General features: G+C 34.4%; 18 protein-coding genes and 1 pseudogene. 12 read left to right on the top strand and 7 right to left on the bottom strand.

Translation table 11 applies throughout. The features are described from left to right. Positions 1-404: 404 nt before the first annotated feature. Positions 405-1,373: an arsenic resistance protein gene (locus ACIQZI_RS13770; protein WP_403073843.1), complete on the bottom strand. Its 969-nt coding sequence runs from the start codon at positions 1,371-1,373 to the stop codon at positions 405-407. Between the two features lie 528 nt (positions 1,374-1,901). After that, positions 1,902-2,534, bottom strand: a complete 633-nt coding sequence (locus ACIQZI_RS13775; protein ID WP_403073845.1) for a LysE family translocator — start codon at positions 2,532-2,534, stop codon at positions 1,902-1,904. A 1,662-nt stretch (positions 2,535-4,196) separates the two neighbouring features. On the opposite strand from ACIQZI_RS13775, the gene ACIQZI_RS13780 reads away from it, so the two are divergent. Together ACIQZI_RS13780 and ACIQZI_RS13785 are read left to right on the top strand one after the other, a co-directional pair. Continuing rightward, positions 4,197-4,772: a TetR/AcrR family transcriptional regulator gene (locus ACIQZI_RS13780; protein WP_062183217.1), complete on the top strand. Its 576-nt coding sequence runs from the start codon at positions 4,197-4,199 to the stop codon at positions 4,770-4,772. Between the two features lie 95 nt (positions 4,773-4,867). Beyond that, positions 4,868-6,196 (top strand): MATE family efflux transporter, encoded by a 1,329-nt coding sequence (locus ACIQZI_RS13785; RefSeq protein ID WP_062180133.1) that lies wholly within the window; start codon positions 4,868-4,870, stop codon positions 6,194-6,196. 152 nt (positions 6,197-6,348) lie between these two features. On the opposite strand, the gene ACIQZI_RS13790 is transcribed toward ACIQZI_RS13785, so the two are convergent. Both ACIQZI_RS13790 and ACIQZI_RS13795 read right to left on the bottom strand, forming a co-directional pair. Beyond that, positions 6,349-6,513 (bottom strand): site-specific integrase, encoded by a 165-nt coding sequence (locus tag ACIQZI_RS13790; RefSeq protein WP_403073848.1) that lies wholly within the window; start codon positions 6,511-6,513, stop codon positions 6,349-6,351. 129 nt (positions 6,514-6,642) lie between these two features. Continuing rightward, positions 6,643-6,879, bottom strand: a complete 237-nt coding sequence (locus ACIQZI_RS13795) for a site-specific integrase (RefSeq protein WP_403073850.1) — start codon at positions 6,877-6,879, stop codon at positions 6,643-6,645. 346 nt (positions 6,880-7,225) lie between these two features. Here ACIQZI_RS13795 and ACIQZI_RS13800 point away from each other — a divergent pair, with 346 nt between their 5' ends. The 6 genes from ACIQZI_RS13800 to ACIQZI_RS13825 all read left to right on the top strand — a co-directional run bounded on the left by ACIQZI_RS13800 (position 7,226) and on the right by ACIQZI_RS13825 (position 11,896). Then, positions 7,226-8,434 carry an MFS transporter gene (locus tag ACIQZI_RS13800; protein ID WP_403073852.1) on the top strand — a complete coding sequence of 403 codons (1,209 nt, stop codon included), beginning with the start codon at positions 7,226-7,228 and terminating at the stop codon, positions 8,432-8,434. Between the two features lie 300 nt (positions 8,435-8,734). After that, positions 8,735-9,160, top strand: coding sequence for a DUF3997 domain-containing protein (locus tag ACIQZI_RS13805; RefSeq protein ID WP_403073854.1), 426 nt, complete (start codon positions 8,735-8,737; stop codon positions 9,158-9,160). 154 nt (positions 9,161-9,314) lie between these two features. Next, positions 9,315-9,782 (top strand): DUF5412 family protein, encoded by a 468-nt coding sequence (locus ACIQZI_RS13810; protein WP_403073856.1) that lies wholly within the window; start codon positions 9,315-9,317, stop codon positions 9,780-9,782. A gap of 285 nt (positions 9,783-10,067) precedes the next feature. Then, a complete protein-coding gene (locus ACIQZI_RS13815) occupies positions 10,068-10,574 on the top strand; it encodes a hypothetical protein (RefSeq protein WP_403073858.1) in 507 nt (168 codons plus the stop codon). Positions 10,575-10,831: 257 nt separating this feature from the next. Further along, positions 10,832-11,182: a hypothetical protein gene (locus ACIQZI_RS13820; protein ID WP_403073860.1), complete on the top strand. Its 351-nt coding sequence runs from the start codon at positions 10,832-10,834 to the stop codon at positions 11,180-11,182. Between the two features lie 351 nt (positions 11,183-11,533). Beyond that, positions 11,534-11,896 carry a DUF7668 domain-containing protein gene (locus ACIQZI_RS13825; protein ID WP_403073862.1) on the top strand — a complete coding sequence of 121 codons (363 nt, stop codon included), beginning with the start codon at positions 11,534-11,536 and terminating at the stop codon, positions 11,894-11,896. A 385-nt stretch (positions 11,897-12,281) separates the two neighbouring features. Here ACIQZI_RS13825 and ACIQZI_RS13830 read toward each other — a convergent pair whose 3' ends face one another. After that, positions 12,282-13,199: an RCC1 domain-containing protein gene (locus ACIQZI_RS13830; RefSeq protein ID WP_403073864.1), complete on the bottom strand. Its 918-nt coding sequence runs from the start codon at positions 13,197-13,199 to the stop codon at positions 12,282-12,284. A 440-nt stretch (positions 13,200-13,639) separates the two neighbouring features. On the opposite strand from ACIQZI_RS13830, the gene ACIQZI_RS13835 reads away from it, so the two are divergent. Then, positions 13,640-14,068, top strand: coding sequence for a hypothetical protein (locus ACIQZI_RS13835; RefSeq protein WP_403073866.1), 429 nt, complete (start codon positions 13,640-13,642; stop codon positions 14,066-14,068). Positions 14,069-14,096: 28 nt separating this feature from the next. Here ACIQZI_RS13835 and ACIQZI_RS13840 read toward each other — a convergent pair. Together ACIQZI_RS13840 and ACIQZI_RS13845 are read right to left on the bottom strand one after the other, a co-directional pair. Then, positions 14,097-14,222 (bottom strand): annotated as a pseudogene (locus ACIQZI_RS13840) (IS1595 family transposase); the annotation flags it as partial. Positions 14,223-14,274: 52 nt separating this feature from the next. Beyond that, on the bottom strand, positions 14,275-14,391 hold the full coding sequence (locus ACIQZI_RS13845) for a YjcZ family sporulation protein (protein ID WP_082675207.1): 117 nt from the start codon (positions 14,389-14,391) through the stop codon (positions 14,275-14,277). A gap of 561 nt (positions 14,392-14,952) precedes the next feature. Between ACIQZI_RS13845 and ACIQZI_RS13850 the strand changes: the two genes are divergently transcribed. The 3 genes from ACIQZI_RS13850 (at position 14,953) to ACIQZI_RS13860 (ending at position 17,109) form a co-directional block, all read left to right on the top strand. After that, the gene (locus tag ACIQZI_RS13850; protein WP_062180111.1) at positions 14,953-15,264 is read left to right on the top strand and encodes an ArsR/SmtB family transcription factor; all 312 of its coding nucleotides are present in this window, start codon (positions 14,953-14,955) and stop codon (positions 15,262-15,264) included. 111 nt (positions 15,265-15,375) lie between these two features. After that, positions 15,376-16,314, top strand: coding sequence for a nuclear transport factor 2 family protein (locus ACIQZI_RS13855; protein ID WP_403073869.1), 939 nt, complete (start codon positions 15,376-15,378; stop codon positions 16,312-16,314). A 114-nt stretch (positions 16,315-16,428) separates the two neighbouring features. Then, positions 16,429-17,109, top strand: coding sequence for an EthD domain-containing protein (locus ACIQZI_RS13860; RefSeq protein ID WP_403073871.1), 681 nt, complete (start codon positions 16,429-16,431; stop codon positions 17,107-17,109). Positions 17,110-17,137 lie beyond the last annotated feature (28 nt).

The following is a 17,137-nucleotide window of genomic DNA, read 5'->3' on the forward strand; positions in this document are numbered from 1 at the left end:
TTGAACTAATTATCCTCTAATAATCATAGTACAGTTAATAGTAAAAAGATTGATCAAAAGTCCTGTATTGATTTTTTTGTTCCGCAATTGGACCAGTTTGCTTAAAATCAGAAAGGTCTTATAAATGTTGCATTTTGTTTAATAAGAAAAAGGAGAAAACTCTCAAATGAGGAGACCACTAAAATATATACTAAGCTAAATTCTTCTCTTAGTAACTTCTTGACTTCACTGTTTCCTGTTAGTTCTAATCTTATCGAGTCTGCTTCACCACTTACATTTAGTGAGAATTTTATGAATGGACAACATAGATTTTCGTAAGAAATCCATTCAGCAATTTTTTATAACATCGAGGGGTGATTGGGATAACTAAAAGTATAGGAATTGGTCGACTTTTACACTTTTTTCTATTTTTTTTGACGTAATAGCAGATTAGGTACTAATCGAATGTAAATTAGTTCACCTGCAAGTTCAACGATCGTCTGTGTTACGATTACGGCGGCTACCAACGTGCTTAAATCATCGGACAAAGCTAAGGCAAGAGGAAGAACCACAAGCGAATTTCGTGTTGATCCACTGAAGATAAGGGCACGACCTGATCCTGTATCGAGGTTAAACCACTTAGCAATGAATCGAGAAATAATTGGCATGATGATCATAAAAGCAATATATATCGGAATTACTTTGATGATTAGGTGATTGTAGGTAGATAATTTGCCAATTTGAGATGCTACGACAACAAAAAGAGTAAGTGCCATGAACGGAACAGGTAGCCATGCTGATAGATCTAATATTTTATTGCCGACAGGTGCTTTTCTTGCAAATAGCTGTATGGCAATAGCGATTCCCAGTGGAATAACGATGAGACCGAAAAATGCTTCCAAGAATGGACCTGGTTCCACTATTCCTTCTGCTTCATCTCCCATAAACAGCCATAAATACAGAGGCAAAAGAAGCATTTGTGTAATGAAAAGAATTGGTGTAGACATAAGGATAACCTTCTCATTTCCACGGCCTAGAGCTGTAAAAACAATGACATAATCAATACAAGGGGTAAGTAAAACTAAATAGACCCCCAGCAATAACGGTGGATATTCGGGTAATAACTTTGATAGAATCCATACTACAATGGGTACTGCTATATAGTTAACTGTTAATAGAGCCAAGATAAAACGTCGATTAGCAAACGACTTTTTTAAAGATGTAAAAGGAATCTGTGAAAACATACTATACATTAAAATAGCGATGACAGCAGAGATCATTACATCTAATTGTCCTGCAAAATCTGGAACTATTAATCCAAATCCGGCTGCTATCACTAGTACAATGACATATAGCCAAACTTGATTATTTTCTAATTTTTCTCTAGTAATCATTAGTGGTTCTTCCCCTTTTATTTTATATAACAATTCTTTCTAACTATAAACATTGTAAAATTAGAAATCAACGATTCTAACAAGGACTGGAAAATGTATTATCATGGGTTTTGTGTAAAAATGTTCATGTTCACCCTTTAGGAATGCAGTGGATAAAAATTATAAACTAAATCAACTACAGAATAAATTAAACATAGTTATTCAACTAAAGTGAGAGATTGTTGAACAACATAGGTAGAAAATGAATAAACTTTTTTATAAAAACCAAACTAAAATCTAATAAAGAAAAAGCCATTTTGATCAATCTTAATTCAAAACACGCTCTTTCCTTTTGTTCGTTTATTAAGGTTAATAGCATCATTTTTATCAAACTTTATTACAAAGCTACACTAGTAATTATTTGATTTTCTTAATAAGCTAACGAAGCAGATTAGTTTAACAAGGTTGATAAAGATAATTTATTCCGGCAAAAAATAAGACCCTTCGATTTAGGGAAATCAAGGGTCTTACCTTATAGATAAAAATAATCTAATTATGAGTCTTTTCAAGAGCTAGTTTTATACCAAAACCTATGAGTATAGTACCTGTGATTCCTTCAATAATATTTTGTGTTTTAGGTTTTTTCATAAAAGTACTAATCTGATTAATTAAATAGACATAAAGTAAAAACCATATGGCAGTCAATACAGTATAAGTGATACCCATTATAAGAAACGGTAAAAAGTTATTGCTTCCAGAGTCCACGAATTGAGGCAAAAAGGTTAAGAAAAAGACAGAAACTTTGGGATTTAGGATATTTGTAAGGAACCCTTGTTTAAAACAAGATGTGTTTACAAACTGGCTTTTTGTGTTCATCTCAACCCTTGCTGCTTCTTCCTTTTTCTTCATAGACCATAATGTCTTAATACCCAAATAAATTAAGTAAACAGCACCAACGTATTTGAAGACTGAAAATAATAATGCTGATTTCACAATGATGGCTGAAAGTCCTAATACAGCAGCAGAAGTATGGATAAGAAGGGCACAACAAGTACCTAAAGCTGTTTTAAGACCCCCGATACTCCCAAAGGTGACAGTATTTTTTGTAGCAATTGCAGTATCGGGACCGGGTAAAATAATTAAAAAAATACACATGAGGACAAACAGATAAAAGTGTTCCATTTTTATATCACCTTTCTGATTATGTAATTCTTACATTGTATTATATATAAAACGTGTTATTAATTGAACATAAACATTATTTGTTTGATGTCCTTGTTGAACTAACGGGGCATAATAATTCAAGAAGTTAATTGGATTATTATGATGAAAATAAAGGTGAGATAATGAAATATGAGTAGTTGGCTGTATGGTTTGTACGCTTTAAATTAGAGGTAGTCTCTTTTTTTACAGGAGAATTAATAACCTTTGTTATACTAGGCTTTATATTGTTAAGCCTTAACAATATAAATTCAACATTAAAGAAAATATAAAAAGCAAACGATGTAAAGGTGATTAATGGGGCGCACTTTACATACAATATTAGGTAATTTGTATTTAATTTAGAGAGCTATTTAAAAGGAGGGTTTTTTTGCGTAAATATTAATTTATATTTTTATTATTACCCTTAACTTTATTTATAGGTTGTAACAATCAAAATGTTGTAAAACATGATTATAACTTTCACGGTGAAAGTGAACATTGGTCTGCTGAATATGTAGTGGATGGCGAAGGAATTTTTTCTGAAAAAGAAAAAAACACATTATGTTAGTGAAGTTTCAACAAATTTCACCCTCACTTTTAATGGTAGTTCAGACGAAATCTCATCAATGAAAAATTTGAAGTAAATTAATTGAAGCCATTGAAAAAACAATGCTTTATAAAAGTTTCGAAGATTTTCATAAAAATACAGATAGTAAAAGGACTTTTTATTAGCCGATGATGATAGAAGAAAATATTGAAATTAATAATATGTGATTAAAAAGTCGATTCCTTAATGGAGAATGGGCTTTTTTTTGTGTCATCACTTAGAAGAATTGGCATCTATTTTAAGATGCACTATTTTCAGTACTTCAACGGGTGTCATAACATAGTGTTGTAAATAAAGGCAGAAAAGAGGTTTTTACATAAAAAAATAGGGACATGCAGGGGAGTCAATCTGAGGATCTTTCAATTGAAGCTTCTTTTTTCATTGTCGTTAGATAAGGTTAACTATGTGAATGGACTTAAGACTAAAATCATACATATAAATTCTCTAATAGGGATAGTTTAAGTTTATTCTGATATCTGGTATTGTTTGAAAGATTTTGAAGTTTATTTACAATAAAGGAATGATTAGTAAGAGAAAAAAGGAGAGTTTTTATAGAAATCCGTAATCTTATCTTTAATTTTGTATGATTGATTTGCGTAGTCGGTTTATATCTTTTATTAGATTTTGAAAAGGCTTTTAGCAAACTTTCAATCGTAGAGTTACACGAGTTGGCGGAAAAAGAAGATGCCGAAGAACAAGGGATTCATCATAAGAATCCTTTCTTTTGGTATTTGTTTAGTCGCAATAACCTTAGTAGAAATAGCTTCTTTTTTCATCTTTTGAGTGAAAAAGAAAATCCCACGAAAAAACTGATAGATCAACCCTTCCATGGTATTTTTTATATGTTGGTGAATAATCTAGGCTTATTTCTTTTGAATATTTTCGCTCATAAAATTATTTCCTCTTTATTTATCCTTACTTGTTTATCGACTGTTGATAATGCGAGTTGGCATAACTCCAACAACTGTAGTATCATCAAACTAGAAAAACTAAAAAAGTATTTGAAGTTTTCTTTTCTTAAGGGGGAGTATAAGTTGAAGACACGAATCATACAAGCATTCATTGAAGAAACTAGAAATAATGGCATTAAGTTCAGAATGGATGATCTGGCGAAAAGACTTGGGATAAGTAAGCGTACGTTATATGAAATTTTTTCATCAAAGGTAGATATTCTTGATTCCATTATCGATTTGACGCTTAGTGAGTTTGACGAACAGACTCGCCTAATTATCGACAATCCTGAATTCACACTCGCGGAAAAAATAAAAAAAACTATTGTTGTCTTACCTAAATACAATGAGTTTTACGATTTGCGTATTTTGGAGCAATTGAAACGGTTCTACCCTGAACAATGGGAACGCGTAAATCGCGAATTGAATCAGTGGAATGATCTTAAAGCACTTCTTGAAGAAGGAATCCAATCGGGGATCATTAAGGACATGAACATCGATTTATTGATGAAACTAATTATTGGGGCTTCGAATATAACGCTTGATAGACAATTCTTTTTAGGGCATAGTATCTCAGTAACAGAATCATTTGAAACCATTGTGGATGTATTATTGAGTGGAATTCTGACTGAAAAAAATGATGAATATACTGGCACATAATATGCCAGTTTCTTTTCTCTCTAAGAAAACTATAAAAACAAAAATATTTTTTAGGGTTTTTTTAACCAATTAATAGACAAGGATTTGAAATAGCGATGGAAAAAGAACAAATAATAAACCGTTTAGATACAGAATCAGTAGGGAAATCTTTCCTAAGGTATTTAATCCCCTCAATCGTCGGAATGTTGCTGATGGCTGTCAATATCGTTATTGACGGAATTATGGTCGGCAACAAGCTAGGTCCAGTCGCTCTGGCAGGTGTGGGTATTGCTGGACCAGTCTATACCATTTTTGTCGCCATGTCATTGTGGGTTGGTATCGGTGCGGCAACTCGTTATTCCGCTATGATGGGCGCAAAACGACCAGATCAAGCACGTATCATTTTTTCACATGCCATAAGTTCTATATTTATCTTGACGATGATCATCGGGCTTACTGCCTTTGTATTTAGAACAGAACTCGCGTATTTACTTGGCGCGAATGTTGATACGTTTGAATATACATCGGATTATCTGAACGTCATGTTATTGTTTGGGTTTGTCTTCACTGTAGAAAATGCTTTTAGTATTTTAGTGAGAAATGATGGCGGTCCAAATGTAGCAATGATTGCGCTTATTACCACGTCAGTTGTCAATATCATTTTGAACTATGTGTTTTTATTCGTGCTTGATTTTGGCGTGGAAGGTGCAGCTGCTGCAACAGTCTTAGGGGCATTTAGTGGACTTATCATACTTTGTACGCATTTTTTCAGAAAAAAAAGCAACTTACGTTTCGTGCGTTTCAAATTTGATAAGAAGCTTGCTCTGCTTATATTAGTCATTGGTTTCCCAAGTTTTCTTGCAGAAGTCGGGATTTCAGTTTTTACGATTTCGCATAACCTCGCGTTTAAAAATCTCGTCGGAACTGTCGGTGTATCAGCATTTACCATTTTGAATTATGTTCATAGTGTAATGTTACTATTATTTTTAGGAATGGGATCCGCCATCCAACCACTGATTAGTTATTATAGTGGAGCCAAAGATGAAAAGAAGATGAAACAAACAATAAGGCTTGCGATCGGGACAGCTTTGGTAGCTGGTATCTTATTTGTGTTAATCGGCCAATTTGCAGCAACACAGATTGTCAGTTTGTTCGGTGATTTCTCTGAAGAAGTGGTGACACTGGCTGTATCGGGCATTAAACTATTCTTCATCGCATATCTCTTTATGGGAACAAATTTTGTCATGATGACATATTATCAATCTATTGGACACATCCGAATGGCAACATGGATTACTGCAGCACGTGAAATTATCGTTTTGCTAATCTTGCTTATGATCATGCCTCGACTATTTGGATTAACAGGCGTCTGGCTCGCAATCCCAACATCCGAATTCATCGTACTTCTGACAATTTATTATTATCATAGAAAATGGTATCTCTAAGATATGGATTTGGTGCAGCGTTCCTGTAATAACTATCATCAATTGTTAATGCTCGAAAGGGTGCTTTAGTAAAAAAAGACTTATCTATGGAATGAAGAGATAAGTCTAGACTTTTATGTTGAGAAACTTACGCATGTTCCTGACGTTACCCCTTATAAAGAGGAATCCTTTAGTGTTTCGTCGATTTCGTCTTGCGTAATCCCGATATATCGTTTAGTGATCGACGGGGCGGAATGGTTAAAGCTAATTTGCAGGAATGCCAGGTCTTTCGTTCTCCGATAATACGCATATCCGAATGCTATGCGTGCCGATGTCATCTCTAGCACTTCGCTGGCCTTCACAAGCGCTCTGTAGGCTTGTGTAGGAGAATGGGGAAAAAAATTGCCCTTCCGGTTTAGAAACAGGTACTCTCCATCGCATATATGAGCCGTATAATTCTCGATTTCTTACCCTAGCTTCACTGGCAACATAAATCGCTTCGTTTTTTTCTCTAGAATCGCCACATGCGTTTTCTCTCGGACATCGCCAACAGTCAACGGTACAATATTACTGACCCGAAGTCCGGTATTGATCCCAAAGACAAATAAAAAATAGTCCTGTTCGGAACCATATCGCCGTAGCGTCCATTTCATAACCTCGATTTCTTTGGACGCTCGTAACGGCTGCACGTTCTTTTCTTTCATAATTATCCTCCGATATCGTACATTCAACGTATGATATGGATAGTTTATCAAGAGGGACCAGTTATATCAACGAAATGAATGTGCGAAAATATATAAAATCATACATTCAAAAAAACTTTTTCAACTAACGAAGCAGGATAATTCAACAAGAAATTTTTTATGTATTGTTATTTCTATTTTTTATTGTGCTAAAATTCATATAAGTATTTTATGGACAAAAAACTTTTGATAAGTCTACATCCCCCAGATTTATCTGATATTTGAAAGGAGTAAATGTTTAGATGAATAGTCCAATTTAATATCTCCCTAAAATTCAAATTTCAACTGAAATATTGGGGGATATGTAATGAGATTGAATAAAAACTTTTCTTTATTATTGTCGGGTCAATCTCTCGCTAATATAGGCGATGTATTATATATGGTAAGTGTCATAAGTACCATTTTTGTTTTAACAGACTCTGCAACGGCTGCATCCTTTGTTCCATTTACAATTACTTCATCAATGTTTGTTTCTAGCTTATTAACGCCTCTTTTGATCGGAAAAGTAAATTTAAAGTGGTTAATGGCTGGGTCCCAAATTGGAAAAACTATCTTACTTGTTATTCTAGGGTTTATGTTTATTGGTATAACAGGATCTAACTACTATTTAATTTTTTTATTTATAGGATTGATTGCCTTCCTTGACGGCTGTGCAAATCCAATAATGCGGACATTGATTCCGCATTATGTAAAACCTGAACATTTAGTACAAGCAAATGGAATCGCCGAAACAGTTACTCAAATAATTCAAACAGTAATGTGGTTTATAGGTAGTTTGTTTTTAGTCATTTTAAGTTCACAACAACTTATTTGGTTTGTTGGAGGTATATTTGTTTTATCAAGTATTTTATTATGTCTTTTAGAAAACGTAAGTCACCAAACAACTGAGTCAAAAAGAAAGTTAGAACAGATAAAAGAAGGGTGGAAAACTTTATCTAACACTCCAGTTTTGAAAAGGATTGCTTGCATAGACTTTTTCGAAGCCATTGCAGGAACGGTATGGATCGCTGCTATTTTATATGTATTTGTTAGTGATGCTTTAAATGTTGATGAAAAATGGTGGGGTTATATTAATGGTGCTTTCTTTTTAGGCTTGATTTTAGGGAGCATTTATTGTATTAAATACTCTTCTTTTATTGAGAAGAAATTGGGTACTTTTATTTTTGTAGGGTCATTTGCAACTTTTTTAATCACAATATTGTTTAGCCTAAACAGTATTCCGATATTTTCCTTATTTTTATCGCTTTGTGTGGGACTTTTTGGACAAATAAAAAACATTCCACAACAAACCGTTATACAAACCAGTGTATCAAAAGAACAATTGGCAACCGTTTATACCTCATTAAGTGCCATTGGAACAGGAATCTTTGGTATTGGTTCTCTGATTATGGGTATATTAGCAGATTTGTGGGGAATTAGAATCGTATTCATTATTTCAGGACTATTGCTTGCGGTAGTAAGTGCAATTGTTCATAAAAATAAGCAATTGTTTGTTAGAAATGTTAAGCAACAATAAAATTATAAAAGAAGGATTTTGTTAAACTACAAAGTCCTTCTTTTTTCAAATGACTCCGTAATAGTTTGTGGAATAAGAAAGTATAAATGGATCCTTCTATTGAAAGATCTTTTTTTATTGCCTATAAGGTCAATTATCGTGGCTAAATCACAGTCAATGTACGAAAATATACTAAAACGTACATTCAAATGGAAGTAGAAAAAAACCTTATTATGAAGATCCGGATAGTTGTAGAAGAATTGATAGGATAATGGTAATATACTTACACGTCGTACCATTATCTGTAAATTAGGGGATTTTATGAAGAAAATTGTTTTCCTTTCTATTTTTCTAGTATTTACGTTAACCGCCTGTATTGGTCCTGGATTAGGCGAATCTGAAACTGAAATTACAAAAGATTATGTATTGATTAACACTGGTAGAAATAAATCTCTTTTAGTGAAACGAAATGGAGAGTTTTTTGATTTTGTTGTTCCAGCTACGGTTATTGCAACAGCTACTAAAGATCAATATATTTTCGCTAAACAACAAAAATATATTGATGATAGTAATAGTGAAAAAGATGGTCAAATTGATACCTCTGAAGACTTCTATTGGATTGTTACTGTATCCTCAGAAGATGTGAAAGGGCCTTTAAGTTTAGATGAGTTTAACGATACCTTACAAGAATTAGGTGTAAATTCAAAAATGAAATGGGTAAAGAACGAGGCTCTAAATTTAAAATAAAACTACTAAACGGCAGTGGATGCATTTAGTGCCAGAAGACCACTGTCCAATTTGGCGACCTTTTGAATGTACGATACATACAAAATCACACATTCGAAAAAAAACTTATTCAACTAACTTTGCAGGTTAGTTGAACACGGAAAGGGGGAGTTATTTGAAGAAAAGATATAAAATATTCTTGTTTTTAATCATTGGAATCGTATTGATATTTGTATATAGCAGATATATTTATACATTTGAATTTAGCGACGGAGAAGTTTATAAAGGACCTGTGAAATCCCCAACAGGAGAATATACCGCAAATGCTTATTATAAACCATATGGTGGTGCAGCAGGCGGTGTTAATGTATGGATGGAAATCACCTACAATGAAGAGGATGATAAAACTAAAACAATCTATTATGCTCCAGGAAAAAGTCATTTTTCGATGAAATGGAAAGATGAGGATACTCTTGATATCATAAATCAAGCACCTGAATTTCCTAGTGAGGATAGAAGTGTTGAATTACAAGTAGGAAAAGAAATTTATGATGAAAGTGGTGCGGCTTGTAATAGTATAATAATGAAAGATGAGTATGAAACTTGTTATGAAAGAGATGAGGATGCTTTCATTTTGAAATAAAGGGTGCTTTAGTGAAAGAAGAATTTGCATAAAACACCCCTTTTTTATACAGCTACCAGGATTCTTCAGAAGCCGACAATGTTGATTCATCAACCATGTATAAAATCATGTATAAACGATAAAAATGGACCATTCGGAACCCCTTGAGTACCAAGGGGTTTTGTGTTTCGGAACTTCTAATAATTGACTTTATGTTAACTAGATTTGTATAGAGTATGCATATAATCTTTTCAAGAAGAAGTGGGTTTAATATATAAAGAATATGTAATAAGGGAGGCGATGAAAATGATAGGGAAAGGTAAAGGAAAAATTAACAAAATAGTTTACAATAACACTGTTTACTACAATGGAAAATATACATATTTCCCAACTATTACAAAGTTAAAAAGAATATTAGATGAGATTATTAGTTCTGATTCAACTACCGAATACATTAGGATTACACCATTCTATAGAAATGAAGAAGTAGAGATGCAAATTGAATTCGAGGAATTTATGTTTTATATAGAATGTAGAGATTGGTTTGATGAGAAGACTCAAGATTTGCACATCTTAGATTGTCTCGAACCCATTGATACCCAAAGAACACTTAATAATTTTAGATTAGGGGCAATTTTATATCCTTTATGTAAGAATAATGATGTGTATTCTTATCAAAAAGCACTTAAAAAATATAAAGAATCTCTAAGGGAAATCATGCCTCAAATGATGGAAATTGCAAAATCAGAAATGGAATTAAAAGAAGAACATTTGTCATTTGGATATTTCTGCTTTGAAATTCATAGTGGGTAATCCGTTGTTCAACTAACGGATGCGTTAATTTAACAAGCAGCATAAAAGGATCTTTAATCGAAGATCCTTTTTCAATACCGATAAGGGACTTTATGTTAACTAGATTTGTATAGAGTATTCATGTGTTCCTTAGAAACCTTATTCAGCAAACGGTCCAGATTGTTGAATAACATGATAAATTGTATCGTGAAGATATGTACTTAAACTAAAAGGTAGGTTTGTTAAACAAGAAATTCATTGATAGGGGGCTGAAATGAGTGAAAAAGGATAAAACATATCTCACTGACTTATTTATTGAAAATGCAATTATTCAAGGTGAAGCAACCATAGATGGTAATTATAAAAGAGGTAATAAAGCAAGCGACAAACTTTATAAAATAGAAAATGTAATGAAAGAGGATAAAGAGTTTGCAAAGGATATACTTGATATTCTTATGATAAATCCAGAACCTAATGTGAAAATTTGGGCTTGTGGAATTGCAATGGATATAGACTATAAGGCATACGAAGCTGAAAATATATTAACAGAAATATCTAATACAACTGAATTAGGCATTTTGAGGTTTAATGCTGAAATGACTTTAAAAGTGCAAAAAGGTGAGGCATAACTACTTCAACTAAAGGGTGCCATAACACAATATCTAAAGAGCAATTTTTGAAGCTCTTTTAAATTTTTCAATATTCAGCAACCGGGCGCTTTAATTGAACAAGTAGCTAAAAGGATCTTCACTGAAGATCCTTTTTCAATGCCTATAAGGGTGATTATGTTAACTCACTTGAAGGTCATACGTATTTCACATGGAATAATACATATATGATTTTAAGTGAAATGAGGGTGAACAACCTATGAGTGCAGATCAAAAAGCATCCATACGAAGCATTTTAGTTGAGGAAGGAAAACAAAAATTTATTGTTGAATTAATATTGGTGATGAACGATTTACAAATGGGGTGAAATACGTGTTAACAGAAAATGTGAAAGAACAATTAGTATTACAATTAAAGGGATTAATTAATGATTTGGTAGAAGGAGAAATCTCGAAAATTGTATCTTCAGGTCGTTCTCTAATGTCGATTGAAGAAATAATGGAGGAATTAAACTATTACCCTGGTACAATGACACTTCCTCCTGATAGTACCTATGAAAACTGGGAAGATGAAATTGACATTTATGAAGTCGCATTTGAACCACCACCAAGTTACCAAGGGGAAATTGTTTTGTATTATGACAATGAACAAAGCGATTTATGGCTAAAATTTGATGTGATTCAAGAACAAAATGAAACTACTTTTGTAAAAATAAGGGGTTTAGATGTGATGTAACAGAGACCACCAAATTGGTGGTCTTTTGAATGTACGAAAATAACTAAAATCATACATTCGAAAAAACTCCTTACTCAACTAAAGATAATGCAGAACCATCCACTAAAAACGCTTAAAAGGCGATTTATAGCCTTCGTAGTGTTGGTTTGAAATAAAGTTTGATCAAAAATACCTCGTAAACTCTTATTTTACAATAAATAAAAAGAAACCGTTTTGAAAAAAGATTATTCAAAATGGAGTCTTTGCCAGCGGATTTAAGTCTGGTTTTATAAAAAAGATTGATCATTTGTAAATATAGTCCTCCACAATCGGGAGCGATTGTGGAATACTAAAACCAGCTCATCCAAACTAGAAATTTAAATTTTTTAATCCATTCATACTGTTTTTAAAATATGTCCATGGAATTCATCATGCTGGGCAGTTGGATGCCGTGCCAGCGGCTTACATCGCATTGGCCATATTCATTATCACCCACAGCAACCACCGTGCCATCAGATCTAAGCCCGATGGTATGAGCGCAACCCGCCGCAACCGCCACAATATCGCGCCACCCACTTACATTGCATTGTCCATGCTTATTCAAACCCACAACCGCCACTGTGCCGTCAGATCTAAGCCCGATGGTATGATTACTACCCGCCGCTATCGCCACAATACCATTCCATCCGCTTACATCGCATTGGTCATGCTTATTCAAACCCACAGCCGCCACTGTGCCGTCAGATCTAAGCCCGACCGTATGAAGGTAACCCGCGGATACCGCCACTATGTCGCTCCATCCGCTTACATTGCATTGACCATACCGATTATTACCCACAATCGTCACCGTGCCATCCGATTGAAGACCGACGGTATGCCAGTCACCCGCCGCAACTGCCTCCATATCACGCCAGCCGCTTACATTGCATTGGCCTTCATTATTTCGGCCCACAGCTACTACCGTGCCATCCGATTGAAGACCAATGGTACGACGCCAACCTGCCTCAACCGCTACAATATCGCGCCAGTCGTTTACATTGCATTGGTCATGCTTATTCCAACCCACAGCCGCAACCGTTCCGTTAGATTTAAGACCGATTGTATGAGCATTACCCGTGTTCGTCGCCATATGAACATTACCCGCCGCAACCGCCACAACATCGCGCCAGTCACTTACATCACATTGACCATATTTATTATCACCCACAGCCGTCACTGTTCCGTTAGATTTAAGAGCAACTGTATGACGACGACCCGCCGCTATGCTATCTTTAGGCCACCGTTTCACCTTTAACGTCGCCTCTTTCGGTGAAATGTAATCCATGTTTTACCTCCTAAAAACAAGACCTATTTTATTATAAAACGGCAATTTACGAATTGTACTATCCATACAAACGCCCCTTATGTAATTTAATGGTATCACTGTAAATTCAAGATGTACCTCTGAATCCTCTATACACCACAAAATGGCCCTTTAATGGAATAACTTTATTATCACTTAACATGTTCTTAAACTACAAGAAAAACCGAAATCCCTTCTTTATAAAGATAGGAAACTCCGGTTGACCTTTTTTATATTATCAACACAAAGATTGATCAAAATGGAGTTGAAATTTCTATAACATGGTGCGAAAAATACCCTTAGACAAAGATTATTTAAGGCAAAGGTTCTTTTTGCAAAGATTGTTGTTTTTTAAAATATATAGGATAATTTCGAAACTTTTCCAAACACCATCCGTCTTATAATAAAAAGGGGGAAAGACCTTGAAAAAAATTTTATTTGTCTTTTTTGGAATAATTTCAATTTTCATCGTTGGTTGTTCGAACGCATTAGAAAATGAAGAACAGAGTATTAAAGTCCAAAAACTTATTGGTGATGAATATAATTACGAGGACTTCAAAGAAATTATTAATAGTGAACAAGTTATAAAAGCGAAAGAAGTATTAAATGATATTGATTGGGAAAATGCAAAAGTGGAAATGGAACGACCTTCTGATTACAGATTTGGTTTTCAATATAAAAATCCAGATATTGAAGCGAAAGCAGTGTTGTATGAACTTTGGATAAGTCCAAATAAAGACAAAGTAGAACTTGTAATCGATGCTGAAAGTAAATATGCTCAATTAGATAAGAATAAGTCAGCAATACTATTTGAAATTATTACAGGAGAAAATCTATCTGACCTAAAGTAAGTAAATGAACTCAGATTAGAGGTCTTTTTTATGCTCTCCTAATCATTTCAACAGTTGTAATGACTGATTTTCGACAAGCTGAAATAAGCATCTGTTCGACTCGATTTTCAAACGCTAAGTTCTTGCCGAGTTCAAGCCATCGGAACCAGTAAAGGTTTAAATAAAAAAAGACGACCATCAATGGCCGTCCTTATTGTTATTTACTATCAAAAAAATCCACCGCAGAAGCTGGCTCCAATAATGATTAAGAGTATGAACAATACGATTAATAAGGCAAATCCTCCACCAAATCCGCAGCCGCCATCAACACCACAACCTGACATATACAAACATCTCCTTTTGTTATAAAGGAGGAACTAACTATTTGCGTGGGCTAATTAATAGTATGTTTGAAACTAATAAAGTGACACAAATATGTATGAATCAAAAACCCACAGAGTACTTTGATAAGGATTTTCACTTTTATGTCGAAACTTGCGTTCTATTAATAGTAGTAAATGTAAGCGTTTTCTATTATAATGATAATGGGTTGGATGGCATGTGTGGCCGTCATAGTATCTGGCGTAGGTGGGGCCGATACCAGGGAGAGGGCTTAGATGAAATGTCCTTTTTTATTAGTTTAAAACTAGCATTTTTTATGAAGTTGAGAGGTTTCTTCAGAAGACGAAAATGCTGATGTACCAACGATATATAAAATCATGCATAAATAATAAAAATAAAAGACATTAACCCCCTTGGTACTCGAGGGGTTTTTGGTACGGTTACTTCCTGAAATTGCGATTATGTAAACTCTTCTTGAAATAAAGTTTGTTTGAATTGTCACGAATTTTCATATCATGAAGCATATGAATTTACATATCTAATAAAGTGGATATAATAAGCGTATGGATAAAATATTAATATTTAAAGCTTTGTCGAATGAGACACGGAATCAGATTTTAGAGTGGTTGAAAAATCCGGAGCAACATTTTGGTGTTCAGCACCATCTTCCAACCGACACGGATTTTACTAACAGTATATGTGTAGGAGATATACAAGAAAAAGCTGGGTTAGCACAATCAGTGATTTCCAGTTATCTAAATACGATGAGGAATGCGGGATTGTTAGAGTCAAGACGTATTGGGCAGTGGACTTATTACAGAAGAAATGAAGAAACCATCCGCGAGTTTACGATGTATTTGCAAAATAACTTATAGAGAAAAGGAGGTTCTTCTTTTTTTGTACATATAATCTACTTATATAGATATACGAATATTCATGTTAGGGGGAGTTTTCTCCTAGTTCCAAAGGAAAGGATGCAAGACAATATGAAAAAACAAACTAAAAGAGCCGCAATAGAAGGTGTTTTCGGGCAGTTTTTATCAGGTATGGAGGCTGGAGATATCTCACCGATAGCGAAATTGCTGTCGGATAATGTGAAAATCAGTTTTAGTAATATTGGCGATTTAGAGGGTAAGCAGGAAGCGATTAAAGGGTTGTCAAACCCAATATTTCCCAAGAGTGTTGTAAAGCATTTCATATCAAACAATTATACTGCCACAGAAGGAAATATAGGGAAACAGTCAGCGTACCTAACTGGCTTTGTTGTAGATACATTAGAAGAGGATAACCAAGAAGCCTGGTTTGGTGGTTATTTTACTAACTCATATGAATTGACAGATGAAGGCTGGGAAATTGTTGATCTACGATTTGAGCTGGACTGGTTGATAGGATCCAACCCAGGTATTCAGCATTGGAAAGAACCACGCAGAACCATCGGATGGTCTCCAAACATGACACTTCCGAAAATAATTAGCGAATTAGATTCACCGTGGCGTGTGTTCCCAAAATCGGATGAGTTTGGTTCTGATGAGGAACAAATATTAGATGCTTATACCCAATATGCTTGGGCTACCGATCATGATATTGGTCTTATGAAAGACCTTTTTACAGAACAATTAGAAGCGAATTTAGTCCCTGTTGGGAGAATAGACAATAAAAGAGAATTAATGACTGTGATTTCGACTTTTAGATCTGGTCGTGTTTCTTCGCATCATGCAATTGGAGACTATGAAATAGAAGTGATTGGGGACGTTGCAAATATGAAAATCTTTAGACGCACTCCAGTTCACGTAACGAAAGATACGATTAACCGGAACTTTTTTAGTGCCACATATGATTGCAGTTTACGTAAGATTGACGGTAAGTGGAAATTTGAGAAGTTCTTTTATACCGAGGGTAACGTATTTGAAAGGGGGAATGCTTAAAACGACCTGCGTATTTATTTTGACCTAATGGATGTACTGTGTGTGAAAAGGTCCCTATTTACATACTTATAATATTTTTAATCAATTAAGATCTTCAAGACAGAAAGGATGTATATGATGATTGCAAGAATAGATCTATTTAACAAAAAAGAAGGGGTTTCCTCAGACAATTTCCGTAAACATTTAGATGAACATGAGGTAAATATGTCCCAGATGGATGGATTCCAAAAGTACGCACAAAATTATGTAGTTGAATCTACACAACCATCAGGTCTTGGAAACGAAGACTACCCTAGAAGCTCTGAACGGGTGGAAGCCTTTTTTAAAGTATGGTTTGATGACCAGTCATCAGCAGAGGAGGCTTCAAACTCTAATGCAATCGATGCATTGAATAGAAGTGATATGGGTGACTTAAAATCAGTAGTAACAAAGCAGAATATAGTTATACCTACAGCGGAAGACAAAGGTATCTATAAAATGATGCAAGTTCTGAAACGTCCAGCTGATGTTAGTCCGGAAAAATTTGAATATGAATGGTGTAAGGTGCATGCGGAAATGGTTCCACATACATTTCCTGGTGTTTTAGGTTATACGCAAAATTTAGTTTTAAATAGACTTATAGCAGGTAAATCTGTACCTTACGAAGAGCTTCCAATTGACGGGATTGTAGAGTTTTGGTTCAGGGACAAAGAAAGTATGGATGCTGCGTTTTCTGCTCCAACAGCAATAAAGGCAATAGATCATGCCAGAGTGTTCATTGATGAAATTTCGACTTTTACTATAGAAAGTCATTAAAGCTAATTCTAACTTACTGGAGTCTTGT

The organism is Peribacillus sp. NPDC096379, assembly GCF_044762875.1.
Classification (GTDB): Bacteria; Bacillota; Bacilli; order Bacillales; family DSM-1321; genus Peribacillus.